General features: G+C 44.1%; 22 protein-coding genes. All 22 read left to right on the top strand.

Features of this window, described 5'->3' with window-relative positions; all coding sequences use genetic code 11:
- Window positions 1–58 precede the first annotated feature (58 nt).
- Window positions 59–2,128 (top strand): type I DNA topoisomerase, encoded by a 2,070-nt coding sequence (gene topA, locus NFU07_RS02830; RefSeq protein ID WP_251474378.1) that lies wholly within the window; start codon window positions 59–61, stop codon window positions 2,126–2,128.
- A gap of 18 nt (window positions 2,129–2,146) precedes the next feature.
- Window positions 2,147–3,457 carry an FADH(2)-oxidizing methylenetetrahydrofolate--tRNA-(uracil(54)-C(5))-methyltransferase TrmFO gene (gene trmFO / locus NFU07_RS02825; RefSeq protein ID WP_251474374.1) on the top strand — a complete coding sequence of 437 codons (1,311 nt, stop codon included), beginning with the start codon at window positions 2,147–2,149 and terminating at the stop codon, window positions 3,455–3,457.
- Window positions 3,458–3,530: 73 nt separating this feature from the next.
- Entirely contained in the window at window positions 3,531–4,424 is an 894-nt protein-coding gene (gene xerC, locus NFU07_RS02820) for a tyrosine recombinase XerC (protein WP_251474369.1), read from the top strand.
- Window positions 4,425–4,437: 13 nt separating this feature from the next.
- Window positions 4,438–4,986 carry an ATP-dependent protease subunit HslV gene (hslV, locus tag NFU07_RS02815; RefSeq protein WP_251474366.1) on the top strand — a complete coding sequence of 183 codons (549 nt, stop codon included), beginning with the start codon at window positions 4,438–4,440 and terminating at the stop codon, window positions 4,984–4,986.
- Window positions 4,983–6,383: an ATP-dependent protease ATPase subunit HslU gene (gene hslU / locus NFU07_RS02810; RefSeq protein ID WP_251474363.1), complete on the top strand. Its 1,401-nt coding sequence runs from the start codon at window positions 4,983–4,985 to the stop codon at window positions 6,381–6,383. The genes hslV and hslU overlap by 4 nt, the downstream gene beginning before the upstream one ends.
- A gap of 87 nt (window positions 6,384–6,470) precedes the next feature.
- Entirely contained in the window at window positions 6,471–7,250 is a 780-nt protein-coding gene (gene codY, locus NFU07_RS02805) for a GTP-sensing pleiotropic transcriptional regulator CodY (protein ID WP_052651250.1), read from the top strand.
- Window positions 7,251–7,593: 343 nt separating this feature from the next.
- Window positions 7,594–8,310 carry a 30S ribosomal protein S2 gene (rpsB, locus tag NFU07_RS02800; RefSeq protein ID WP_235196572.1) on the top strand — a complete coding sequence of 239 codons (717 nt, stop codon included), beginning with the start codon at window positions 7,594–7,596 and terminating at the stop codon, window positions 8,308–8,310.
- An 87-nt stretch (window positions 8,311–8,397) separates the two neighbouring features.
- Entirely contained in the window at window positions 8,398–9,282 is an 885-nt protein-coding gene (gene tsf / locus NFU07_RS02795) for a translation elongation factor Ts (protein WP_235196571.1), read from the top strand.
- Window positions 9,283–9,358: 76 nt separating this feature from the next.
- Window positions 9,359–10,084: a UMP kinase gene (gene pyrH / locus NFU07_RS02790; RefSeq protein ID WP_235196570.1), complete on the top strand. Its 726-nt coding sequence runs from the start codon at window positions 9,359–9,361 to the stop codon at window positions 10,082–10,084.
- A complete protein-coding gene (gene frr / locus NFU07_RS02785; protein WP_235196569.1) occupies window positions 10,084–10,641 on the top strand; it encodes a ribosome recycling factor in 558 nt (185 codons plus the stop codon). The genes pyrH and frr overlap by 1 nt, the downstream gene beginning before the upstream one ends.
- A gap of 154 nt (window positions 10,642–10,795) precedes the next feature.
- A complete protein-coding gene (locus NFU07_RS02780; RefSeq protein WP_285835929.1) occupies window positions 10,796–11,587 on the top strand; it encodes an undecaprenyl pyrophosphate synthase in 792 nt (263 codons plus the stop codon).
- On the top strand, window positions 11,584–12,375 hold the full coding sequence (locus tag NFU07_RS02775; RefSeq protein WP_251474359.1) for a phosphatidate cytidylyltransferase: 792 nt from the start codon (window positions 11,584–11,586) through the stop codon (window positions 12,373–12,375). Before NFU07_RS02780 ends, NFU07_RS02775 begins: the two co-directional genes overlap by 4 nt.
- Window positions 12,376–12,391: 16 nt before the next feature.
- A complete protein-coding gene (gene dxr / locus NFU07_RS02770; RefSeq protein WP_251474356.1) occupies window positions 12,392–13,537 on the top strand; it encodes a 1-deoxy-D-xylulose-5-phosphate reductoisomerase in 1,146 nt (381 codons plus the stop codon).
- A 42-nt stretch (window positions 13,538–13,579) separates the two neighbouring features.
- Entirely contained in the window at window positions 13,580–14,839 is a 1,260-nt protein-coding gene (gene rseP, locus NFU07_RS02765; protein WP_251474353.1) for an RIP metalloprotease RseP, read from the top strand.
- Between the two features lie 37 nt (window positions 14,840–14,876).
- Window positions 14,877–16,580 (top strand): proline--tRNA ligase, encoded by a 1,704-nt coding sequence (locus tag NFU07_RS02760; RefSeq protein ID WP_251474350.1) that lies wholly within the window; start codon window positions 14,877–14,879, stop codon window positions 16,578–16,580.
- Window positions 16,581–16,848: 268 nt separating this feature from the next.
- Window positions 16,849–21,156, top strand: coding sequence for a PolC-type DNA polymerase III (locus NFU07_RS02755; RefSeq protein ID WP_251474348.1), 4,308 nt, complete (start codon window positions 16,849–16,851; stop codon window positions 21,154–21,156).
- 124 nt (window positions 21,157–21,280) lie between these two features.
- Window positions 21,281–21,766 carry a ribosome maturation factor RimP gene (rimP, locus tag NFU07_RS02750; protein ID WP_251474345.1) on the top strand — a complete coding sequence of 162 codons (486 nt, stop codon included), beginning with the start codon at window positions 21,281–21,283 and terminating at the stop codon, window positions 21,764–21,766.
- Between the two features lie 24 nt (window positions 21,767–21,790).
- Complete coding sequence (gene nusA / locus NFU07_RS02745) at window positions 21,791–22,948, top strand: transcription termination factor NusA (protein WP_251474343.1); 1,158 nt, start codon at window positions 21,791–21,793, stop codon at window positions 22,946–22,948.
- 20 nt (window positions 22,949–22,968) lie between these two features.
- Window positions 22,969–23,250: an RNase P modulator RnpM gene (gene rnpM, locus NFU07_RS02740; RefSeq protein ID WP_235196562.1), complete on the top strand. Its 282-nt coding sequence runs from the start codon at window positions 22,969–22,971 to the stop codon at window positions 23,248–23,250.
- Window positions 23,250–23,567, top strand: a complete 318-nt coding sequence (locus NFU07_RS02735) for a YlxQ family RNA-binding protein (RefSeq protein WP_235196561.1) — start codon at window positions 23,250–23,252, stop codon at window positions 23,565–23,567. Before rnpM ends, NFU07_RS02735 begins: the two co-directional genes overlap by 1 nt.
- Before the next feature lie 4 nt (window positions 23,568–23,571).
- Window positions 23,572–25,884 (top strand): translation initiation factor IF-2, encoded by a 2,313-nt coding sequence (gene infB / locus NFU07_RS02730; protein WP_251474341.1) that lies wholly within the window; start codon window positions 23,572–23,574, stop codon window positions 25,882–25,884.
- The gene (locus NFU07_RS02725) at window positions 25,881–26,159 is read left to right on the top strand and encodes a DUF503 domain-containing protein (protein ID WP_052651282.1); all 279 of its coding nucleotides are present in this window, start codon (window positions 25,881–25,883) and stop codon (window positions 26,157–26,159) included. The genes infB and NFU07_RS02725 overlap by 4 nt, the downstream gene beginning before the upstream one ends.
- Window positions 26,160–26,169 lie beyond the last annotated feature (10 nt).

Genomic DNA, 26,169 nt, shown 5'->3' with positions numbered 1-26,169 from the left:
TTTTGCATCAGGTAATTCTTTTATTCATTTTAAGAAACCTCTATGAGGAGGAATATTCATGTCGGATTATTTAGTGATTGTAGAATCGCCGGCTAAAGCGAAAACAATCGAACGTTATTTAGGGAAAAAGTATAAAGTCCGGGCTTCACTTGGCCACTTGCGGGATCTTCCCCGCAGCCAGATGGGCGTGGATGTTGAAAATAATTATGAACCGCGTTATATCACCATTAGAGGAAAAGGCCCCATTTTGCAGGATTTGAAAAAAGAAGCAAAAAAAGCGAAGAAAGTCTTTCTCGCAGCTGACCCGGATCGCGAAGGGGAAGCGATTGCATGGCATTTGGCTAATGCGCTCGGAGTAGACCAGACAACGGAATGCCGAGTAGTATTCAATGAAATTACAAAAGATGCCATCAAGGAATCATTCAAACATCCAAGAAAAATCGACATGGATTTGGTGGATGCACAGCAAGCGAGACGGATACTAGACCGTTTAGTAGGTTATAGCATCAGTCCGATCCTGTGGAAAAAAGTGAAAAAAGGCTTATCGGCGGGGCGCGTTCAATCCGTCGCTTTGCGTTTGATCATCGACCGGGAAAATGAAATCAAAAATTTCGAGCCGGAAGAGTACTGGTCCATTACAGGCGAGTTTGAAAAAGCGAAGAAGAAATTCGAAGCGCAGTATTACGGCTCTGCCACTGAAAAAATGAAATTGCAAAACGAAGAAGATGTAAAAGCTGTTATGGCTACGATGAAAGATAAGAAGTTCACTGTGAACCGCGTTGTAAAAAAAGAAAGAAAGAGAAATCCTTCCCCTTCTTTTACAACTTCATCCCTCCAACAGGAAGCTGCCCGCAAATTAAACTTCCGTGCGAAGAAAACGATGATGTTAGCACAGCAATTATATGAAGGCATCGCAGTCGGCAAAGAAGGGATCACGGGTCTGATCACATATATGCGAACCGATTCAACCCGGATTTCCGAAACGGCCAAAAAAGATGCATTGGATTTTATTACGAGCAATTACGGAGACGATTATGTAACCAAAACGACTGCCTCCAAACAATCGGCCAAATCACAGGACGCCCACGAAGCGGTTCGTCCAACCAGTGTGATGCGGACACCGGAATCATTAAAAAGCATTTTATCGCGAGATTTATACCGTTTGTATAAATTGATTTGGGACCGTTTTGTTGCGAGCCAAATGTCACCGGCTATCCTGGATACAGTGATGGCGGAACTACAGAACGGGGAAGCAGTCTTTCGTGCGAACGGATCCCAAGTGAAGTTTCCGGGATTCATGAAACTCTATATCGAAGGCACCGATGATCAGACAGATGACAAAGATAATATTTTGCCGGATATGGCAGAAGGTGATATTGTAGAAGCTGTCACAATTGATCCAAAACAGCATTTTACTCAGCCGCCTCCACGTTATACGGAAGCCCGTTTAGTGCGCACATTGGAAGAATTGGGAATCGGCCGACCTTCGACATATGCTCCGACATTGGATACGATCCAAAAACGGGGATATGTGGCATTGGATGCGAAACGATTTATCCCGACAGAACTAGGGGAAATCGTCCACGGACTAGTCAGTGAATTTTTCCCGGATATCTTGAATATCGAGTTTACCGCGAAAATGGAAAATGACTTGGACAGTGTAGAAGAAGGCGATATCGACTGGCGTGCCATCATCGATGTATTCTTCAAGGATTTTGAAAAAGATCTCGAAGTCGCTGAAAATGAAATGGAGAAAGTCCAGATTAAAGATGAACCTGCAGGTGAAGATTGTGAAGTGTGCGGTTCGGCGATGGTCTTTAAGCTTGGCCGGTACGGCAAATTCATGGCTTGCAGCAATTTCCCGGAATGCCGGAATACAAAAGCGATCGTCAAGCATATCGGCATCACATGTCCGACCTGCAAAGAAGGCGAAATCGTGGAACGCAAAAGCAAGAAACGCCGAATTTTCTATGGCTGCGAACGCTATCCGGAATGCGACTTTGTTTCTTGGGATAAACCAATCGAACGGCCGTGTCCGAAATGCAGTGAGCTGCTTGTCGAAAAGAAAGTCAAAAAAGGCGTGCAGATCAATTGTACAAGCTGTGATTACAAAGAAGAAGTTCAATAATAAACAGAGGTGTTAAACATGACGAAGTATGTAAACGTGATAGGGGCAGGCCTTGCTGGCAGTGAAGCAGCTTGGCAAGTAGCCAAACGAGGAATTAATGTGCGTCTTTATGAGATGCGTCCAGTAAAACAGACGCCTGCGCACCATACAGATAAATTTGCAGAATTGGTATGCAGCAATTCATTGCGTGCGAACTCTCTTACAAATGCAGTCGGAGTGATCAAAGAGGAAATGCGCCACATGGATTCGGTCATCATCGAATCTGCTGACCGTGCTTCAGTCCCTGCAGGTGGAGCATTAGCTGTAGACCGGCACGAGTTTGCTGGGATGGTAACAGACAAAGTCCGCAATCATCCTTTAGTCGAAGTGATCAACGAAGAAGTAACGGAAATACCAGAAGGCATCACAATCATTGCAACAGGTCCGTTAACTTCACCGGCTTTGGCTGAAAAAATCAGAGAATTGACGGGTGAAGAATACCTTTACTTCTACGATGCGGCAGCGCCGATTGTTGAAAAAGACAGCATTGATATGGATAAAGTCTATTTGAAATCCCGGTATGACAAAGGGGAAGCGGCTTATTTAAATTGCCCGATGACGGAAGAAGAATTTAAACGTTTCCATACGGCTTTAGTTGAAGCGGAAGTTGTGCCTTTGAAAGAATTTGAAAAAGAGATTTATTTTGAAGGTTGTATGCCGGTTGAAGTTATGGCGGCACGCGGGGAAAAAACGTTGACGTTCGGACCGATGAAGCCGGTAGGGCTTGAAGATCCGAAAACTGGCAAGCGCCCATATGCAGTCGTACAGCTTCGTCAGGACGATGCTGCCGGAACGCTTTACAATATTGTCGGTTTCCAAACACATTTGAAATGGGGACCTCAAAAAGAAGTGCTTCGTTTGATTCCGGGGCTTGAGAATGTAGAAATCGTCAGATACGGTGTAATGCACCGCAATACATTCATCAACTCGCCGCGGGTATTGAAACCGACTTATCAATTGAAAGCGAATCCGAATATCTTCTTTGCCGGCCAAATGACAGGCGTTGAAGGCTACGTAGAATCAGCGGGAAGCGGATTGCTTGCTGGCGTTAATGCTGCTAAACTTGCACTTGGAGAAGAACAGATCATCTTCCCGGCGGAAACTGCTTTAGGAAGCATGGCCCGCTATATCACGGAAGCTGACAGCAAAAACTTCCAGCCGATGAACATCAACTTCGGATTGTTCCCGGACTTAGGCGAACGCGTAAAATCCAAGCAGGAACGCGCAGAGAAGCACGCTGACCGAGCACTGGCAGCGATTCACAATTTTATGAATACCGTGACTGTTTAATTGAAAAAAGCCTCTAAATGTTGATATAATTTAGAGGCTTTTCTATTTGCACAAAAAAAGGTGGGTCCATCGGATGAATAAAGAAGAGATGCTCAAATCATTTATGACCTACATTCAACTCGAAAAAAATTATTCTGAACACACCGTCCACCATTATGAAAAAGATTTGGAGGATTTTTTTCTGTTTCTAGAAAGGGAAGGGATTCCGGATATTCGGGATGTGGAATATTTGCACGCTAGAAATTATGTCACGAATTTATACGAAATGACGTTGTCGCGTACGACCATTTCAAGAAAAATCTCATCCATCCGTTCCTTTTTCAAATATGGCAACCGTGAATTTGGGCTAAGTGAAGCCGCTTTCCGATCGCTTTACCATCCGAAAAAAGAGGAACGTCTTCCGCAATTTTTCTATGAAGAAGAAATGGAGGCATTATTCCGTTCTGTCCAAGGCGAAGACAATTTGTCTATGCGGAATATGGCGATCCTTGAACTGTTATATGCGACCGGCATGCGGGTCAGCGAATGCGTAAATATCCGGATGCAGGATCTGGACCGCCATATGCAAATTGTCAAAGTCATGGGGAAAGGGCGGAAAGAGCGCTACATCCCTTATGGCCAGTTTGCCTATGAGGCATTGGAACATTACATTGAAGAAGCGCGTCCTAGACTAATGAAGAAAAAAGAGCATCAAGGGCTCTTCGTCAATAATCGGGGCGAACTGCTGACAGACCGAGGCATCCGGCATATCTTGAGCGAGTGCATGAAAAAAGCGTCTGTCAATTCCACAATCTATCCCCATATGATCCGCCATACTTTCGCAACACATTTGCTGAATAACGGAGCCGATATGCGGACGGTGCAGGAATTGCTCGGACATTCACATTTAAGTTCAACGCAAGTTTATACACATGTGACAAAAGAACATTTACGAAAAACATATTTAAATGCTCATCCAAGAGCTTAGAGGGGGACTTACCATGCAGGAATTCCATGCAACTACGATATTTGCAGTGCGGCATAACGGCGAATGTGCGATGTCAGGCGACGGGCAAGTCACTTTCGGCAATGCGGTCGTTATGAAACATACAGCGAGAAAAGTTCGGAGATTATACAACGGCCAGGTACTGACCGGGTTTGCCGGTTCAGTAGCGGATGCTTTTACACTTTTTGAAATGTTCGAAGGCAAGCTGACTGAATACAATGGCAATCTTCAACGCGCTGCTGTTGAACTGGCAAAACAATGGCGTGGAGATAAAATTCTTCGCCAGTTAGAAGCGATGTTGATCGTTATGAACAAAAGTGAACTGCTTCTCGTAGCCGGAACAGGTGAAGTGATCGAACCGGATGATGGCATACTCGCTATCGGTTCAGGCGGAAATTACGCATTAGCTGCAGGGCGTGCATTGAAAAAATATGCCGGCGATCAAATGACTGCTAAAGAAATTGCACAGTCCGCACTCGAAACGGCAGCGGATATTTGTGTTTATACGAACCATGAAATCATCGTAGAGGAGTTGGGGAAATGAAAACACAACAAGATTTAACTCCTAGACAAATTACCGACCATTTGGACCGTTACATCGTCGGGCAAAAAGACGCAAAACGTTCAATTGCAATTGCACTCAGAAACCGTTACCGCAGAAGCCGGTTGGATGAAGAGCTGAGAGATGAAGTAATTCCAAAAAACATTTTAATGATCGGGCCGACGGGAGTAGGAAAAACGGAAATTGCCCGTCGCATAGCAAAACTGACGGGTGCTCCTTTTGTAAAAGTAGAAGCGACGAAATTTACAGAAGTGGGTTATGTCGGACGAGATGTGGAATCAATGGTCCGCGATCTTGTGGAAGCGGCTGTCCGCATCGTCAAAGAAGAAAAATTCGAAGCTGTTAAATTCCAAGCTGAATCTGCAGCCAATGAACGGATAGTGAAATTGCTAGCACCGTCCCGCAAGAAAAAAGCGAATGGCCAAAATCCATTGGAAATGCTTTTCGGTCAGAAAATGGAGCAGCAAGAAGAGGAAGATCCGACAGCTGAAGTGGAAGTCCGCGTAAAACGCCGGGAAATTGCTGCAGACTTGAAGGCCGGAAAATTGGAAGACGAATGGGTCATGGTGGAAGTGACCGAAAATATGCCGTCCATGTTTGATGCTTTGCAAGGTTCGGGAATGGAACAAATGGGAGCAAATATGCAAGATGCTTTGTCTTCATTGATGCCGAAGAAAAAGAAAAAGCGCCGTTTGCAAGTGAAAGAAGCTCGCCGGATATTAACGGCTGAAGAAGCTGCGAAATTGGTGGATGACGAAGAAGTGGCCTTAGAAGCCATCCAACGCGCTGAACAGCACGGCATTATCTTTATTGATGAAATGGATAAGATTGCAAGCAAAAACAACTCTTCATCAGCGGATGTTTCTCGGGAAGGGGTGCAGCGCGATATCTTGCCGATTGTTGAAGGGTCGACAGTATCGACGAAATATGGTGCTGTGAAAACGGATTATATGCTGTTTGTGGCAGCCGGAGCGTTCCATATGTCAAAACCTTCTGATTTGATCCCGGAATTGCAGGGTCGATTCCCGATTCGTGTTGAACTTCAGAAGCTTGAAGTCGAAGATTTTGTCAAAATTCTTACAGAACCAAAACATTCTTTGATAAATCAATACAAAGCGCTTCTCGAAACAGAAGGAGTTATGGTACACTTCAATGATGCGTCAATTACCAGACTAGCGGAAATAGCGTATGAAGTGAATCAGGATACGGATAATATCGGTGCTAGAAGACTTCATACGATTTTAGAGCGCTTATTGGAGGATCTGTCATTTGAAGCTTCGGAGATTTCACCGGCTCAAATCGATATCACTCCTCAATATGTGAACGAAAAGCTTGAAAATGTGGCTAAAAATAAAGATTTGTCACAATTTATTCTGTAATTTCATGCAAAATAGTTTCAATAAGTAGTAAAAACCTTTAGAATATTAAATAAATACTGTTCGTAAATTAGTAGGAGGTTCATTTAAATGAATTTATTGGAAAAAACACGTCGTATTAACTCAATGCTGCAAGCTGCTGCAGGGAAACCTGTAAACTTCAAGGACATGGCTGAAACTTTAAGCGAAGTAATCGAATGCAACGCTTTCGTCGTAAGCCGCAAAGGTAAAGTTCTTGGGTATGCAATCAACCAGCAAATTGAAAACGAGCGTATGATCGGAATGCTTGAAGAGCGTCAATTCCCGACTGAGTATACTCAAAATCTATCAAACATCCACGAAACAACTGAAAACTTGGATGTAAACAGCGAACACACAATCTTCCCAGTGGAAGAGCGTGAATTGTTCAAAGAAGCTTTAACAACAATCGTACCGATCATCGGCGGCGGAGAACGTTTAGGTACACTTCTTTTAGGTCGCGTCAACGGAGAATTCCACGATGATGATTTAATTCTTGGCGAATACGGTGCTACGGTAGTTGGGATGGAAATCCTTCGCGAAAAAGGCGACCGCATCGAAGAAGAAGCACGCAGCAAAGCTGTCGTACAAATGGCGATTTCTTCACTTTCATACAGTGAACTTGAAGCCATCGAACATATTTTTGAAGAACTTGACGGCAACGAAGGTTTGCTAGTCGCTTCGAAAATCGCTGACCGTGTCGGCATCACTCGTTCAGTTATCGTTAACGCACTTCGCAAACTTGAAAGTGCTGGCGTAATCGAATCACGCTCTCTAGGAATGAAAGGGACATACATTAAAGTATTGAACACGAAATTCCTAGCTGAACTTGAACAATTAAAAATGAACTAATGTAAATGAAGAGGCGCCGGTTAAATTCCGGCGCCTTTTTTTATTGTGAAAACTCAAAGGCCATTTAGCATTGCAAAAGCTGACGGAAGTTTTCGCTGGATCTAGCTTCTGTATTTTTAAATTTAATTATGAAGTTCTTGTAGCTGCAAGCACCTGCAGGGAAAATTCAACCGTTTCTCAATTAATAAGAGAAACTTGTTGCGGAATAAGAACGGGCCATGGTATAATTTCAAATGGTGTTAAATACACACGCATTTTGATCTGTTCCGCAGGTGCTTGCAAAAGTAACGGTTCAGAGAAGAAAAATGCGGAGGGACAAATAACCTATCAGGAGGAAACAAACATGTCAGTAATTTCTATGAAACAATTGCTTGAAGCTGGTGTACACTTCGGTCACCAGACTCGCCGTTGGAACCCGAAAATGAAAAAATATATTTTCGTCGAGCGTAACGGTATCTACATTATCGATCTTCAAAAAACAGTCCGCAAATTGGAGGAAGCTTATAGCTTCATGAAACAAGTGGGCGAAGAAGGCGGTAAAGTACTATTCGTTGGTACGAAAAAACAAGCTCAGGACGCAATCAAAGAAGAAGCAGAACGTTCTGGCAACTACTACATCAACCAGCGTTGGTTGGGTGGAACACTTACTAACTTCGGTACAATCCAAAAACGTGTAAATCGTTTGAAACAAATCGAGCGCATGGAAGAAGATGGAACTTTCGAAGTTCTACCGAAAAAAGAAGTAGTTCAATTGAAAAAACAACACGAACGTCTTGTTAAATTCCTTGGCGGTATCCGTGATATGAGTTCACTTCCGGACGTAATGTTCGTAGTTGACCCACGTAAAGAACGCATTGCAGTAGCAGAAGCAATCAAATTGAACATTCCTATCGTTGGTATCGTTGATACAAACTGTGATCCGGATGAAATCGATTATGTAATCCCTGCAAACGATGATGCAATCCGCGCGGTTAAACTTTTGACTGGTAAAATGGCTGATGCTTTGCTTGAGTCAAAACCTGAAGAAGACGAAGAAGTAGCAGCAGAATCTGCTGAGTAATTCACAAGTATGACAGGTGATAAGCGGCCAAACCCACTTATCACCTTTTTTTGAGAAATCGTACACATCTTAAGGAGGAATTTAATCATGGCAGTTACAGCTCAAATGGTAAAAGAATTGCGTGAAAAAACAGGCGCAGGTATGATGGATTGCAAAAAAGCATTAGTTCAAACAGATGGCGACATCGACGCAGCAATGGATTTCTTGCGTGAAAAAGGTCTTTCAAGCGCTTCTAAAAAAGCGGACAGAATCGCTGCTGAAGGGATCACTTCAATCCTTGTTCAAGGCAACGATGCAGTCATCTTCGAAGTTAACGCTGAAACAGATTTCGTAGCGAAAAACGAAGGTTTCCAAACACTTGTTAAAGAACTTGGTGAGCATTTGATCACAACGAAACCAGCTACAATTGAAGAAGCTACTGCTTCAACAATGTCTAACGGTTCTACTGTTGCCGACCACATCTCAAATGCAATCGCTAAAATCGGTGAAAAAATCACTTTGCGCCGTTTTGAAATCCGTACAAAAACAGACGCAGATGCTTTTGGTCCTTACCTGCACATGGGTGGCCGCATTTCCGTACTAGTTGTTCTTGAAAACTCAACTGACGATAGCGCTGCACGCGATATCGCAATGCACATTGCTGCATTGAACCCTAAATATGTATCACGCGACGAAGTTTCTGCTGAAGAAGTAGAACATGAGCGCAAAATCTTGACTGAACAAGCTTTAAACGAAGGCAAACCTGAAAACATCGTTGCGAAGATGGTAGAAGGCCGCCTTGGTAAATACTTCGAAGACGTTTGCTTGCTTGACCAAGCTTTCGTTAAAAACTCAGATCAAAAAGTGCGCGATTTCGCAGCTTCAACTGGCGGATCTGTAAAAGAATTCATCCGTTATGAAGTTGGAGAAGGAATCGAAAAACGCGAAGATAACTTTGCTGATGAAGTTATGAGCCAAGTCAACAAAAAATAATCATTCAATATGTTTTAACTGGGGAACACGTCCAAGTGTTCCCTATTTTTCAATAAAAGTGTAATGGAGGGTACCGATGAGTGTTCAACAATATAAACGCATTGTACTAAAACTAAGTGGAGAAGCGATGGCAGGCGGACAAGGTTTCGGTTTGTCTCCTGAAATCATCAAAACGGTAGCCAGCCAAGTTAAAGAAGTAGTAGAGCTGGGTGTAGAAGTTGCTGTAGTTGTAGGCGGCGGCAACATTTGGAGAGGCAAAATCGGCTCAGAAATGGGAATGGACCGTGCCACTGCAGATTATATGGGGATGCTTGCAACCGTTATGAATTCATTGGCATTGCAAGATTCACTGGAAAAGCAAGGCATCGAAACACGTGTGCTTTCTTCTATTGAAATGCGCCAAGTTGCAGAACCTTATATCCGCAGAAGAGCGATCCGCCATTTAGAGAAAAAACGCGTAGTCATTTTTGCTGCAGGTACAGGAAATCCTTACTTCTCGACGGATACGACAGCTGCACTCCGTGCTGCCGAAATTGAAGCAGATGTGATTTTAATGGCGAAGAACAATGTGGACGGCGTTTATTCAGCTGATCCGAAAACAGATTCAACTGCCGTTAAATATGAAGAGCTTTCCTATTTCGATGTAATCCAGCAAGGGCTGCAAGTGATGGATTCTACTGCTTCTACACTTTGTATGGACAATGACATTCCACTCGTAGTATTCTCAATTATGGAAAATGGAAATATAAAACGGGCTGTTCTCGGTGAAAAAATCGGGACAGTAGTGAGGAGAACAATATAATGCCGAAAACTGTATTGAACGATACGAAAACAAAAATGGAAAACGCCATTCAAGCTTTTTCACGTGAACTTTCTTCTATCCGCGCAGGACGTGCCAACCCTTCAATTCTGAATAAGCTGACAGTTGAATATTACGGAGCTCCAACACCGATCAACCAAGTAGCTGGAATTTCAGTTCCGGAAGCACGTTTGATCGTGATCCAGCCGTATGATAAAACAGTCATGGGCGATATTGAAAAAGCCATCATGAAATCCGATTTAGGTCTAAGCCCATCAAATGACGGAACGGTCATTCGCTTGGCGATCCCTGCACTAACAGAAGAACGGCGCAAAGATTTAGTGAAGCAAGTGAAAAAAGAAGCGGAAGAAGCGAAAGTGGGTATCCGCAATATTCGCCGTGATGCCAACGACGATTTGAAAAAACTCGAGAAAAAGAGTGAAATCACGGAAGATGACTTGCGCAGCTATTCAGATGACGTCCAAAAATTGACGGATTCTTATATTGCTAAAATTGACGAAGTCGCTAAAGACAAAGAAAAAGAAATTTTAGAAGTCTAATCGAACTTTCACTCGTTATTAAGCGTCCTGTTTTACAGGACGCTTTTTTATGCCAAAAAATACAAGTGCTTCGTGAAAGAAAGCGCACGAAGGCGATTTTTTTGATATGATAAGCATTAGACATGCCGATTTGTAATAGGTGGAGGATTAGATAATGTTCAATAAACTACTAAAAAGAATGGCCGATACCGCGCCGGAAAACGAAAGCCGTGCCTTAGCCGTGGCGAATGAAGAAGTGCCTGCGCATATCGCCATTATTATGGATGGGAATGGACGCTGGGCAAAAAAGCGTTCACTACCTAGAATAGCTGGCCACCATGAAGGAATGAAGACGGTCCGCAAAATAACAAAACTTGCCAATCATTTAGGGGTAAGTGTTTTAACGCTTTATGCGTTTTCAACAGAAAACTGGAAACGTCCAAAAATGGAAGTGGATTTTTTGATGCGTTTGCCTGAAGAATTTTTATCGACTTTTCTTCCTGAATTAATTGAAGAAAATGTACGTGTAGAAATGATGGGTTATCACCATAATTTGCCGTCGCACACCATTGAAGCGATTCGTAAAGCAAAAGAGGCCACAAAAGACAACACGGGCCTTATTTTGAATTTCGCTTTGAACTATGGAAGCCGGGCGGAAATTGTGGATGCTGTTAAAGACATTGCATCACAAGTCCAGGCAGGGAAATTAGCCATTGAGGATATTACAGAAGATCACATTACAAACGGGTTGATGACAAATCAGCTTCCTGAACCTGATTTATTGATCCGTACGAGCGGCGAAGTCCGTTTAAGCAATTTTATGCTTTGGCAGCTGGCTTATACAGAGTTTTGGTTTACTGAAACCTTATGGCCTGATTTTGGCGAAGAGTCATTGCTTGAAGCCATCGAGAACTATCAGCAGCGAAACCGCCGTTTTGGAGGATTGAAGGGAGAAGAAGCGAATTGAAACAACGGATTATTACCGGGATTGTAGCGGCTGCCCTCTTCATCCCTTTCGTCATCATTGGCGGAATCCCGTTTATCTTGCTTACTTACGCACTTGCGACGATCGGGCTGCAAGAGCTCTTGAAAATGAAAGGCAGAACTTTGTGGAGCATTCCGGGACTCATATCCCTTATTGCGCTCTATGCATTCATGCTTCCGGATAAATGGGCAATCGGTTTAACGGAAATGACAGGCTATGTCAAAGTCGAAATTGCATTTTTAGCAGTCATTCTCTTACTGATCCATACAGTAGTCGTAAAAAACAGTTTTACTTTTGACGATGCCGCTTTTGCGATTCTGGGAACTTTATACGTAGGGATCGGATTCTATTACTTGATCGAAACTCGGGTGGAAGGGCTGGCGTTTGTCGTCTTTGCACTCCTAGTGGTTTGGTTCACGGATTCCGGCGCTTATTTTACAGGGCGCAAAATAGGAAAACGCAAGCTTTGGCCGGAAATTTCACCAAATAAGACCATTGAGGGTTTTTTAGGCGGGATTGTCTGGGCTATTGCTATTGGATTGATCTTCAACTTTTTCGTAGACCTTGAAAAACCGGTGCTTCTGATTATTGGCGTGTCCATCATCGCTTCCGTTTTCGGACAAATGGGCGATTTGGTCGAATCTGCATTGAAGCGCCATTTTAATGTAAAAGATTCCGGAACTATTCTACCTGGGCACGGCGGCATATTAGATCGCTTCGACAGTATTCTATTTGTGATGCCTTTGCTTCACTTTTTGCATTTCATCTAAGAAAGGAATTAATTGAATGGGAAAAAATATCATATTGCTGGGAGCGACCGGCTCGATCGGTATGCAAACAGCCGACATAATTAGAGAGCACCATACAGAATTCACACTGCGCGGTTTTTCTGCCGGCAAAAATATTAACGTGGTCAAAAACCTCATTCAAGAATTTCAACCTGAAATTGTTTGTGTACAGAGAGAAGAAGATGCAAATGAACTTAGAAGAGAATTTCCTGGCGTCTCATTTGTCTTTGGCCATGCGGGATTAATCGAGACGGCTACATACGATGCGGATGTACTGGTCAATGCAGTTATTGGCAGTGTTGGATTAGAACCGACATTGGAAGCCATTAAACTGGGGCGTACCATTGCAATCGCCAATAAAGAAACATTGGTCACTGCCGGACATCTCGTCTTGGACAGTGCAAGAAAATACGGAGCTGACGTATTGCCGGTGGATAGTGAGCATTCTGCATTATTCCAGGCATTAAACGGGGAAAAAAGAGAACAGGCCAGCCGATTGATTTTAACGGCTTCCGGTGGAAGTTTCCGTGATTCGACTCGTGAAGAGCTGAAAAATGTCACGGTCAAAGAAGCGCTAAATCATCCGAACTGGTCAATGGGTGCAAAAATCACCATCGATTCAGCGACGATGATCAATAAAGGGCTGGAAGTAATCGAAGCCCACGTATTATTCGATTTTCCGTACGAAGATATTGACGTTTTGCTGCACCGGGAAAGCATCATCCATTCCATGGTGGAGTTTCAAGATACGAGCGTCATCGCACAATTAGGGACACCGGATATGAGAGTGCCCATCCAATATGCCTTATCCTACCCGGATCGATTGCCTCGTCCAGAAGCAAAGCGCTTGAATCTTGCAGAACTTGGGAAATTGCATTTCCGTGAAATGGACTATGAGCGTTTCCACGCCTTAAAGCTTGCTTTTGAAGCAGGAAAAATAGGCGGCACGATGACCACTGTATTGAATGCGGCGAATGAACAAGCAGTGGCTATGTTCTTGAATGAAGAAATCAAGTTTCTTCAAATCGAAGAATTGATTGAACGCGCGATGGACAAGCATGAAGTAATTTCTGTACCTGATTTGGAAACGATCCTGCACGTCGATGCTGAAACAAGAAAATCCGTTAAAAACATGCTAAAATAGCTAAAGATTAAAACCGAATACGGTTTATAAGGATGGGTTTATATGGAGACAGTATTAGCGTTTATCATAATTTTCGGTGCTTTAGTATTTTTTCACGAATTGGGGCATTTCCTTTTTGCGAAACGTGCAGGAATACTAGTACGGGAATTTGCGATTGGCATGGGTCCTAAAATTCTTGGCATCACTAAAGGCGAAACCATTTATACGGTTCGGCTGCTGCCGATAGGCGGCTACGTCCGTATGGCTGGCGAAGACCTGGATACGATTCAAATTCAGGCAGGACACCGGATTGGGGTTTTGCTCAATTCAGACGGCAAAGCCGAAAAAGTCATCATGAATCAAAAGACGATGTACCCGGATATTTTATTGCTGGAAGTCGAAGAAGCAGATCTGGAAAAAGACCTTTATATTAAAGGGTACGATGAAGAAGAAAAATTCGTCCGTATTGAAGTTGCCCGGGATGCGGTAGTCGAAGAAAATGGCAAAGAAACCATTTTGGCGCCATATGACCGCCAATTCGATTCAAAGAGCATCGGACATCGCTTTATGACAATCTTTGCAGGTCCGTTATTTAACTTTATCTTGGCATTCTTTATTTTTTCGGCACTCGGGATGATGCAGGGCATTCCAACGAATGAACCAATCATCACGGAAGTGACTGAAGACAGCCCAGCTGCTGAAGCGGGCATGCAAAACGGTGATTTAGTGACGAATATCGACGGAAAAGCGATTGCGAATTGGGATGAATTAGTAGCAATTGTCCAAGACAATGCTGGTAATCCATTGCCATTCCAAGTAGAGCGCGGCGAAGAAATGCTGAATTTTACAATCACGCCTAAAGTTTCCGAGGAATCTCCGGAAAAAATCGGTGTGATCGGCGTTCTATACCAAAGCCCGTTCGAGAAAGACTTTTTAGGCTCCTTCGTTTATGGAGCGGAGCGTACCGTGTTCTGGTTCCAGGAGATTTTCCGTTTGCTTGGGATGCTTGTAACCGGACAATTCACGATTGATGCACTATCAGGGCCAGTCGGCATTTACAAGACGACAGAAGAAGTAGCGAAATACGGTATTTTCACATTGATGAGCTGGGCAGGGATGCTCAGCATAAACTTAGGGATCATGAACTTGCTTCCGCTACCGGCATTAGATGGTGGCCGATTGATGTTCTTTATCCTTGAAGCATTGAGAGGAAAGCCGGTAGACCGCCAGAAAGAAGGGATGGTCCATTTTGTCGGGATCATGCTCCTCATGCTATTGATGATCGTGGTTACCTGGAATGATATTCAGAAGTTCTTCTTTTAAAGAGTAAAATTCATAGTCAGTTGAGGTGTATTTTGGAATGAAACAATCAGCAACTTTTATCCCCACATTAAGAGAAACGCCAGCAGATGCCGATGTAAAATCGCATCAATTACTATTAAGAGCAGGCTTTATCCGCCAAAACACAAGCGGGATCTACTCATTCTTGCCGATGGGCAAGCGAGTTCTGCAAAAAGTGGAAACGATTATCCGCGAAGAGATGGAAGCAGCGAACAGTGTGGAAGTCTTTCTTCCAGCTTTGCAGCAAGCTGAACTTTGGCAGGAAACAGGCCGCTGGTATTCATACGGCGACGAGTTGATGAGATTGACCGATCGCAATAATCGTGAATTTGCACTGGGGGCAACCCACGAAGAAGTCATCACAAGTTTATTGCGCGACGAAATCAAGTCTTATAAAAAATTGCCATTGAACCTTTTCCAGATCCAATCAAAATTCCGCGACGAAAAGCGTCCGCGTTTCGGTCTGCTCCGCGGCCGTGAGTTCTTGATGAAAGATGCGTATTCGTTCCATGCAACGAAAGAAAGCCTTGATGAGACGTATGACGTAATGATGCAGGCCTATACAAATATCTTTACGCGCCTTGGTTTGAATTTCCGTGCAGTGATTGCGGATTCAGGTGCAATCGGCGGGAAAGACAACCATGAATTCATGGTTCTTTCAGAAATCGGAGAAGATACGATTGCGTATTCGGATTCGTCATCTTATGCAGCGAATATTGAAATGGCTGCAGTAAACATGGACTATCCGAAATCGGAAGAAGCTCCGAATGAAATGGAAAAAGTGCCGACTCCAGACCAGAAAACGATTGCGGAAGTATCAGCTTTCTTAAATACCTCTCCAGAAAAATGCATCAAAACTTTGGTTTTCAAAGCAGATGAAGATTTTGTTGTTGTGCTGTCACGCGGCGATCACGAAATCAATGATGTGAAAGTAAAACATGCAACAGGTGCAACGGTTGTCGAAATGGCGACGCCAGAAGAAGTGAAAGAATTGTTGAACTGTGAAATCGGTTCTCTCGGACCAATCCAATTGCCGGCTTCGGTTCGTGTGTTTGCAGACCAGGCAGTGAAATCGATTGTAAACGGGATAACGGGAGCGAACGAAGAAGGCTTCCATTACATCAATGTAAATCCGGAAAAAGATTTTGCTGTTGAAGCATATGCAGATCTTCGCTTTGTCCAAGAAGGCGATTTGTCGCCCGACGGCCAAGGCACGATCCGTTTTGCAAAAGGTATTGAAGTCGGTCATATCTTCAAACTGGGAACGCGATACAGTGAAGACATGAAAGCGACATTCTTGAATGATCAAGGCAGAGCGACGCCTTATATTATGGGATGCTACGGCATCGGCGTATCTCGAGTAGTGGCTGCAATTGCTGAACAATTCCAAGACGACAACGGCTTTACTTGGCCGGATGCGGTAGCACCGTATGAAGTCCACCTTGTCCCTGTCAATATGAAGGATGAAACGCAGCGTACGCTTGGAGAAGAATTGCATGAACTGCTGAAGTCGAATCGCTATGAAGTGTTGCTGGATGACCGCAATGAGCGTGCCGGTGTGAAATTTGCAGATGCTGATCTAATCGGTGTACCTCTTCGTGTAACGATCGGCAAGAAAGCGGCAGAAGGAATTTTAGAAGTGAAGGATCGCCGTACTGGTGAGACATTCGAGTGGAAACGCGAAGAATTATTGGAACAAGTGCAGCAATTCTTTAAAAAATAATTGCTAAATCTGATATGATTAAAGGAAAGTACAATTGTACTTTCCTTTCTTTATTTTTATCCTAAATAATGAAATTTCAGTTTCTTGAGCGCTTTTTTCGCTAACCGCCTCAAGACTGAGGTTACCAATTAACTTAGCAACAACAAGGATTCGGTAAGAACACGATACTGGCAGACGTTTCTGAACGCAGAGGTTTTCCAGGAAATCAGCACTTATAAAAGTCTCACCTTATAGATCATGGGAATACATTTTGACGAAGGGGATAGTTATGACAAACCAGCAAGATTCAAAGATGCGCTTCAAGCTACTTCTTCAGCATCTCGACTTAATAGAAGATGTACATATGCCATATTTTGAGGAGGCGGAATTGACTCGGATGACCGTCCATAAGAAAGAGCGGACATGGCGGTTTTTGATCAAAGTCAAACAAGTATTGCCGCTTGAATTATTCTTATTATTGAAAGAGCGACTGCATACAACGTTTTCAAGCATTGCCCGTATCCAATTAACCATTGAAAGTGAAACCGCTAATGCAGACGGTGATTTGGTAATGGAGTATTGGAGATATGTCGTTGAAGAATTTTCCGACATGGCACCGCCTTTACGAGATCAGCTATTGTCTCAAGTTCCGGAATGGAGCGGTTCAAAGCTGATGCTTTGCTGCAGCCATGAGCATGAAATGATGGCATTGAAATCCAAATACACCGAAAAATTGGTTTCCGTATACCAGCAATTCGGTTTTCCACGCATCGGCATCGATTTCCAATTGGCAGAAGGCGATCAGGAAGCTGCTCATCTTGCCTTTATGGAACAGCGTAAAATCGAAGAAGAAGAAATGGCGAAAAAAGCACTAGCCGATATGAAGAAAAGAGAAACGGATCGGGTGGATAACGGAGTACCTACGGGGCCATTCCAAATGGGTACGGCGATCAAACCGGATGAAACCATTTCAGAGATCCAGTCAATTGTTGATGAAGAACGCCGAGTTACCATCGAAGGCTACGTCTTTGATGTGGAAGTCCGTGAACTTCGAAGCGGCCGTTCGCTATTGACAGTCAAAATGACCGATTACACCGATTCAATTCTTGTGAAGATGTTCTCACGCGACAAGGAAGATGCAGCGTTAATGGCCAGCCTGAAAAAGGGCATGTGGCTGAGAGCGCGCGGTTCGATCCAAATGGATACATTCGTCCGTGATTTGGTCATGATGGCACAGGATATGGCAGAAATCAAACCGGATTTCCGGAAAGATACTGCTGAAGAAAAACGCGTGGAATTGCACCTGCATACGCCGATGAGTGCAATGGATGCCGTTTCATCTGTTGATTCCCTGGTGGCTCAAGCGGCTAAATGGGGGCACCCTGCGATTGCCATCACCGACCATGCGGGTGTCCAATCTTTCCCGGATGCATACGCAGCAAGTAAAAAGCATGGCATTAAGGCGATTTTTGGGCTGGAGGCCAATCTGGTCGACGATGGTGTGCCAATTGCCTATGAAGAACGCCATGCGCTTTTAGAAGACGAAACCTTTGTCGTTTTTGACTTGGAAACAACAGGGCTCTCTGCCGTTTACGATACAATCATTGAACTCGCGGCTGTGAAGATCAAAGGCGGACAGATCATCGATAAATTCGAGAGCTTCGCCAATCCGCATCATGAATTGTCAGCAACAACCATTGACTTGACGGGCATCACGGACGATATGGTGAAAAATGCACCTGAAGTCGAAGAAGTCATCCGCAATTACCACGAATGGGCCGGCGATCATATCATGGTTGCCCACAACGCTTCATTTGATATGGGTTTCCTTTACGTCAGCTATAAAAAATACGGCATTGATACAAAGCATGCCACAATCGATACATTGGAACTTGCCCGTATGCTGCATCCCGAATTGAAAAATCACCGGTTGAATACGCTGGCGAAAAAATTCGGCATCGAGTTAACCCAGCATCACCGGGCAATCTACGATACGGAAGCGACGTCTTATCTATTAACGCATCTGTTGAAAGAAGCTCATCAAAAAGGGATTCTTTATCACGATGAGCTCAATGATTATGTAGGCGGCGGGGATTCTTATAAACGCTCCCGGCCGACGCATTGCACTTTGCTTGCCCAAAATGATGAAGGCTTGAAAAACCTGTTTAAATTAGTATCCGCTTCACATATCGATTATTTCTACCGCGTACCGCGCATCCCGCGTTCTTTGCTGCAGCGCCACCGAAAAGGCCTGCTCGTCGGGTCAGGCTGCGACAAAGGCGAAGTGTTTGAAGCGGTTATGCAGAAATCCATGGAAGAAGTAGAGCAGACAGCGAAGTTCTATGATTATTTGGAAGTCCATCCAAAAGAAGTCTACTCACATCTGATCGAACGTGAATTGATCCGGGATGAGTGGAATTTGGAAGACGTCATCCGCAAATTGGTGAAGGTCAGCAAAAAGCTGGAAATTCCGCTCGTTGCAACAGGCAATGTCCATTATTTAAATGAAAACGATGCGATTTTCAGACAAGTACTGATCGGTTCCCAAGGCGGGGCCAATCCGTTGAATCGCCATAAATTGCCGAAAGTCCATTTCCGTACAACCAATGAAATGCTGGATGCTTTCGAATTTCTTGGCGCAGAAACCGCCCATGAAATCGTCGTGAGTAATTCGAATAAAATTGCTGATATGATTGATACGGTCAAACCGATCAAAGATGATTTGTATACACCAAAAATCGAGGGGGCAGATGAAGAAGTCCGTGAATTGAGCTATAATATGGCGCATAAAATCTACGGCGAGAAGCTGCCTGAAATTGTGGAAGCCCGAATTGAAAAAGAGTTGAAATCCATCATCGGGCACGGTTTCGCGGTTATCTATTTGATCTCGCATAAACTGGTGAAAAAATCTTTGGATGACGGTTATTTGGTAGGTTCTCGCGGGTCGGTTGGATCGTCGCTAGTTGCAACACTCACGGAAATTACGGAAGTTAATCCATTGCCGCCTCATTATATTTGTTCGAAATGCCAGAAATCGGAATTCTTTGATGACGGTTCCGTCGGATCTGGCTTTGATTTGCCGGACAAACTTTGCCCGGATTGCAACATCCCTTTCCAAAAAGAAGGCCAGGATATCCCGTTTGAAACTTTCCTTGGATTTAAAGGGGATAAAGTTCCCGATATCGATTTGAACTTTAGTGGTGACTACCAGGCAAGAGCCCACAACTACACAAAAGAATTGTTCGGGGAAGACAATGTATTCCGTGCGGGTACGATTGGCACGGTCGCAGAAAAAACAGCTTACGGCTATGTCCGTGGTTATGCAAATGACCGGGACATGACGCTTCGTGGAGCAGAAATCGATCGGCTCGTCCAAGGGTGTTCAGGCGTTAAGCGAAGTACAGGACAGCATCCAGGCGGGATTATTGTTGTTCCGGACTATATGGATATATACGATTTCTCACCGATTCAGTTTCCAGCGGATGCACAGGATTCCGAATGGAAAACGACGCATTTCGACTTCCATTCCATCCATGACAATTTGCTGAAGCTTGATATTCTGGGACACGATGATCCGACTGTTATCCGGATGCTGCAAGATTTGTCGGGGATTGATCCAAAAACGATTCCGACAGATGATCCCGAAGTGATGAAAATCTTTTCGGGTGTGGAATCACTCGGTGTTACCGAAAAGCAAATCGGCTGTAAAACCGGGACGCTCGGCATTCCGGAATTTGGTACGCGTTTCGTCCGCCAGATGCTCGAAGAAACAAAGCCGACGACGTTTTCGGAATTGGTTCAGATTTCCGGTCTATCGCATGGGACAGATGTTTGGCTCAGCAACGCACAAGAGCTGATTCAAAACGGGACTTGCCAATTGTCGGATGTAATTGGCTGCCGGGATGATATTATGGTGTATTTGATTTATCAAGGGCTTGAATCTTCGCTTGCTTTTAAAATTATGGAATCGGTCCGTAAAGGTAAAGGGCTGACACCGGAAATGGAAGAAGCGATGAAAAAAGAAGGCGTGCCGAACTGGTATATTGAATCATGCAAAAAGATCAAATACATGTTCCCGAAAGCCCATGCGGCAGCTTATGTTTTAATGGCTGTCCGGATCGCTTATTTCAAAGTGCATTTCCCGATCCTTTATTACGCAGCGTACTTCACGGTGCGTGCTGAAGATTTTGATGTCAACGCCATGGCGAAAGGTTCCTCGTCCATCCGTGCGCGGGTAGAGGAAATCAATTCTAAAGGCTTAGAGGCATCGACGAAAGAGAAGAACTTGATGACGGTAATGGAACTCGCGCTCGAAATGGTGGAACGCGGATTTACCTTCCAGAAAGTCGATTTGTATAAATCGAAAGCGGATGAATTCATCATCGACGGAACTTCTTTGATTCCACCGTTCAATGCCATTCCTGGACTTGGAACCAATGCGGCCAAATCGATTGTTGCCGCTCGGGAACATGGGACATTCTTGTCAAAAGAGGATCTTCAACAGCGCGGGCGTGTGTCGAAAACCATCATTGAATACATGGATGACCACGGGTGCCTTGAAGGAATGCCTGATGCGAACCAGTTGTCGCTCTTCTAGGCGTTTGCACCATTCCGATAATTATGGTATTATTGTAATAACATTTATTGATAGCTCTGTCGCAGAAGAGTGGGATCTCCCGCTCTTTTCTGTTGTTATGGCATAAATTTGGCAGGAGGCACGTATGAGCAAAATTACAGAACAAATTGAACAACTAGCTTTACCCATCATCGAAGAACTGAATTTGGAACTCGTTGATGTAGAATTTGTAAAAGAAGGCCGCAGCTGGTTTTTACGGGTGTTTGTAGATAACCCGGAAGCACCGATTGATATTGAACAATGTGCAGTGGTCAGCGAAAAATTGAGTGAAATCTTAGATGAAATCGATCCGATCGAGCAAAATTATTTCTTGGAAGTTTCTTCTCCAGGAGCTGAACGTCCTTTGAAAAAAGACAAGGACTTCGATAATGCCCGCGGGAAATTCATCTACATCAAGACCTATGAACCGATTGAAGATGCGAAAGAATTCGAAGGATATTTGCTATCGTATAATGAGGAACAAGTAGAAATTGAAATTAAAATCAAAACACGCAGAAAAACAATTGCGATTCCACGGGAGAAAATTGCAGTAATCCGTTTGGCGATTGACTTTTCTGTGAAACCTGATTGAAGAAACTTGGGAGTGAATTGACTAATGGCTAAGAGCAAGAAAACAAGCAAGAACAGCAGCAATGAGCTGCTAGAAGCATTGGATGCTTTGGAAAAGCAAAAAGGGATTTCAAGAGAAGTGCTGATTGAAGCGATTGAAGCTGCTTTAGTGACAGCCTATAAGCGCAATTTCAACCAAGCGCAAAATGTTCGTGTAGATTTGAATTTGGGCACCGGTACGATGCTCGTCTACTCGCGCAAAGATGTTATGGAAGAAGTGGAAGATGACCGTCTTCACATTTCGCTTGAAGATGCGAAAGCGATCAACCCGGCTTATGAGCTTGGCGATGTTGTAGAGGAAGAAGTGACGCCTCGTGATTTTGGCCGCATTGCTGCCCAAACAGCGAAGCAAGTTGTGACGCAGCGCGTACGCGAAGCTGAACGCGGTTTGATTTTCGAAGAATTCGTTGACCGTGCTGATGATATCGTCAACGGAATTGTAGAACGGATGGACGCACGCAATCTTTATGTGGGTCTTGGAAAAGTGGAAGCGGTGCTTCCTCAAACTGAACAAATGCCGAATGAATCTTACCAGCCCCATGACCGCATCAAAGTTTACATCACAAAAGTCGAGCGCACTACACGCGGACCGCAAGTGTTCGTTTCACGTACACATCCAGGCCTTCTTCGCCGTTTGTTTGAAAACGAAGTTCCGGAAATTTTCGAAGGAATTGTCGAAATCAAATCGATCGCACGCGAAGCGGGTGACCGTTCGAAAATCTCTGTTGTCGCACACCGTGAAGACATCGATCCTGTAGGTTCATGTGTCGGAGCAAAAGGCGCACGCGTTCAAACCATTGTCAATGAACTGAGCGGAGAAAAGATCGATATCGTGGAATGGTCGGAAGAGCCAGTTGTATTTGTCGCGAATGCGCTAAGCCCTTCAAAAGTTCTAGATGTCCAAGTCAATGAAGATGAAAAATCGACAACAGTTGTCGTGCCGGATTACCAACTATCACTAGCAATTGGTAAACGCGGTCAAAACGCACGTTTAGCTGCAAAATTGACGGGTTGGAAAATTGATATCAAGAGTGAAACGGATGCCCGTGAATTGGGAATTTATCCGAATGAAAACTCATCAATCGAGTTGGTCGAATCTGGAGAAGAATTGGACGATTTCGATTTCTACAACGAAGAAGAATAAGAAAGAAAAGGTGATGTCGGTTGGCTCTGCAAAAGAAAATTCCACTTCGGAAGTGTGTAGCTACAGGCGAGATGCATCCTAAAAAAGAAATGATCCGAGTTGTCCGTACAAAAGAAGGCGAAGTGTTTGTCGACTTGACGGGCAAGAAATCAGGCCGGGGCGCATATGTTTCCAAATCGGAAGATGCAATCGCCTTGGCGCAAAAAAAGAAAGTCTTGGACAATCAACTGGAAGTTAAAGTTCCAGCTGAAATTTACGACGAATTAATTCGCGTTGTCCTCAGAGAGCAGTTGAAGAAATAATGAATGATCAAAAAATCCTGCAATTATTAGGATTGGCGACTCGTGCGCGCATGACCACCACTGGTGAGGAAATGGCTGTAAACGAAGTTCGCAATGGAAACGCAAAATTAATCATATTATCTGAAGATGCTTCAGATAATACGAGCAAGAAATTGCATGACAAATGCAAATCGTATGATGTCGAGATTCGAGTATTCGGAACACGTTTCGAACTTGGACATGCAATCGGCAAAGAAGAACGAGTTGTGATTGCGATCACTGATTCAGGATTTGCTAAAAAACTGATAAGCTTGTTCGATGAAAAAAACCGGGGGTGAGCAGATGACCAAAATTCGAGTACATGAATACGCTAAAAAAGTAGATAAACCGACAAAAGAGATTATTGACCAGTTATCAAAGCTAAATATTGAGGTTGCCAATCATATGGCTACATTAGAGGACAATGCTGTTTCAAAATTAGACGGCATTTATAAGAAATCTGTGCAAGGGCAGCAAACCCAAATGCGCCAACAGCACGCTCAAAAAAGTCCGCAAGGCGGACAAGGTTCTCGTCCACAAGGTGGACAAAACAGTTCACGTCCATCTGGACAGGGGCAATCCCGTCCGGCTGGCCAAGGACAAAACCGTCCATCTGGGCAAGGGCAATCTCGACCAGCTTCACCAAGCCAAGGCCAGTCCCGTTCACAAGGAAATGGCCAACGTCCAGCAGCTCCAGCTAAATCCGGTTCGAACTTTACGCCGAAAGCTGCAAAACCGACTGCCGGGCCAGGACAGCGCAATTCAAACCGTCCAGGCGGCGGTGGAAACCGCAACCGCAATAAAGGAAAGCAGCAGCGTCCAGCAAATCCGATGCCGCCTATGCCTAAAAAAGAAAAAGAATTACCAGCTAAAATTACGTTCTCTGAATCATTGACAGTTGGTGAATTAGCGAAAAAATTAGGCCGTGAGCCTTCTGAAATCATTAAAAAATTATTCATGCTTGGGGTTATGGCAACCATCAACCAAGAGCTGGATAAAGATGCGATCGAATTGATCTGTGCAGAATATGAAGTGGAAGTGGAAGAAGAAATCATCGTTGATAAATCTGACTTGGAAGTTTACTTCGAAGCAGAAGATGAAACGCTTAATGAAGAGCGTCCGCCAGTTGTAACGATCATGGGCCACGTTGACCATGGTAAAACAACTTTGCTGGATTCAATCCGCCATACAAAAGTGACTGCAGGCGAAGCCGGCGGGATCACACAGCATATTGGTGCATACCAAGTCGTAGAAAACGGCAAGAAAATCACGTTCCTTGATACTCCAGGGCACGCAGCGTTTACAACGATGCGGGCACGCGGAGCGAAAGTAACCGATCTTGCAATTATCGTAGTAGCTGCAGATGATGGTGTAATGCCGCAGACTGTAGAAGCGATCAACCACGCAAAAGCTGCAGAAGTGCCAATCATCATTGCCGTCAATAAAATGGATAAGCCAAGCGCTAACCCTGACCGCGTCATGCAAGAATTGACAGAGCATGGTCTAGTCCCTGAAGCTTGGGGCGGAGATACAATTTTTGTACCGATTTCTGCTTTGAAAGGCGAAGGAATCGATACACTTTTAGAAATGATCTTGCTTGTATCTGAAGTAGGAGAATTAAAAGCCAATCCAGCCCGCCGCGCTATCGGTACGGTAATTGAAGCGGAACTTGATAAAGGCCGCGGGTCTGTTGCTACCTTGCTCGTCCAAGATGGTACGTTGAACGTAGGAGATCCGATTGTTGTCGGAAATACTTATGGACGCGTCCGTGCAATGGTCAATGATATTGGCCGCCGTGTGAAAGATGCCGGTCCGTCAACTCCAGTTGAAATTACGGGATTGAACGATGTGCCTCAAGCAGGAGATCGTTTTGTCGTGTTTGAAGATGAAAAAACGGCTCGCCAAGTCGGTGAAACTCGTGCAACTTCTGCGCTTCAAGTACAGCGTTCTGAAAAAACACGTGTTACTCTCGACAATTTGTTTGACCAGTTGAAACAAGGGGAAATGAAAGAATTGAACCTAATTGTTAAAGCTGATGTTCAAGGTGCAGTTGAAGCGATGGCTGCTTCTCTTATGAAAATCGATGTTGAAGGCGTAAATGTGAAAATCATTCATACAGGCGCTGGTGCTATTACCGAATCCGATATTTCACTCGCAGCTGCTTCGAACGCAATCGTGATCGGATTTAACGTCCGTCCAGATGTGAACGCAAAACGTGCGGCAGAAGCAGAAGGCGTAGATATCCGCTTGCACCGTATCATTTATAAAGTAATTGAAGAAATTGAATTTGCTATGAAAGGCTTGCTTGATCCTGAGTTTGAAGAAAAAGTCATCGGCCAAGCAGAAGTCCGCAGCACGTTCAAAGTTTCTAAAGTCGGAACGATTGCCGGAAGCTATGTAATTGAAGGCAAGATTACGCGTGATAGCGGTGTTCGCGTCATTCGTGAAGGAATTGTCGTTTTCGAAGGTGAAATCGATACATTGAAACGATTCAAAGACGATGCTAAAGAAGTAGCAAAAGGCTACGAATGCGGGATCACGATTAAAAACTTTAATGACGTAAAAGAAAATGACATTATTGAAGCCTTCGTAATGGAAGAAATCGAACGCAAATGATCCTCTACATGGAATGTGAATTCTTCATTCCTGTTGCGCATTCATTGAAAGAAAAACGGGCAGTATTAAAAAGTATGCTGACCCGTTCCAAGCAGAAATTCAACGTTTCAGCGGCAGAGATTGACCACCAGAATGTATGGCAGCGCACGCGTCTGGCCTTTGTCACAGTCGCTTCATCGAAAGAAGTGGCGGATAAAGAAATGGCGCAGGTGCTCTATTATTTGGAAAGCAATCCTGCATGGGAATGTCTTGAAGTTCATCAAGAATATTTGTGAGAACGAGGTG

This window comes from Planococcus sp. NCCP-2050 (assembly GCF_023708025.1).
GTDB lineage: Bacteria > Bacillota > Bacilli > Bacillales_A > Planococcaceae > Planococcus.
Note: the sequence above shows the minus strand (reverse complement) of the source record. Positions and strands in the feature narration are given on the sequence as shown.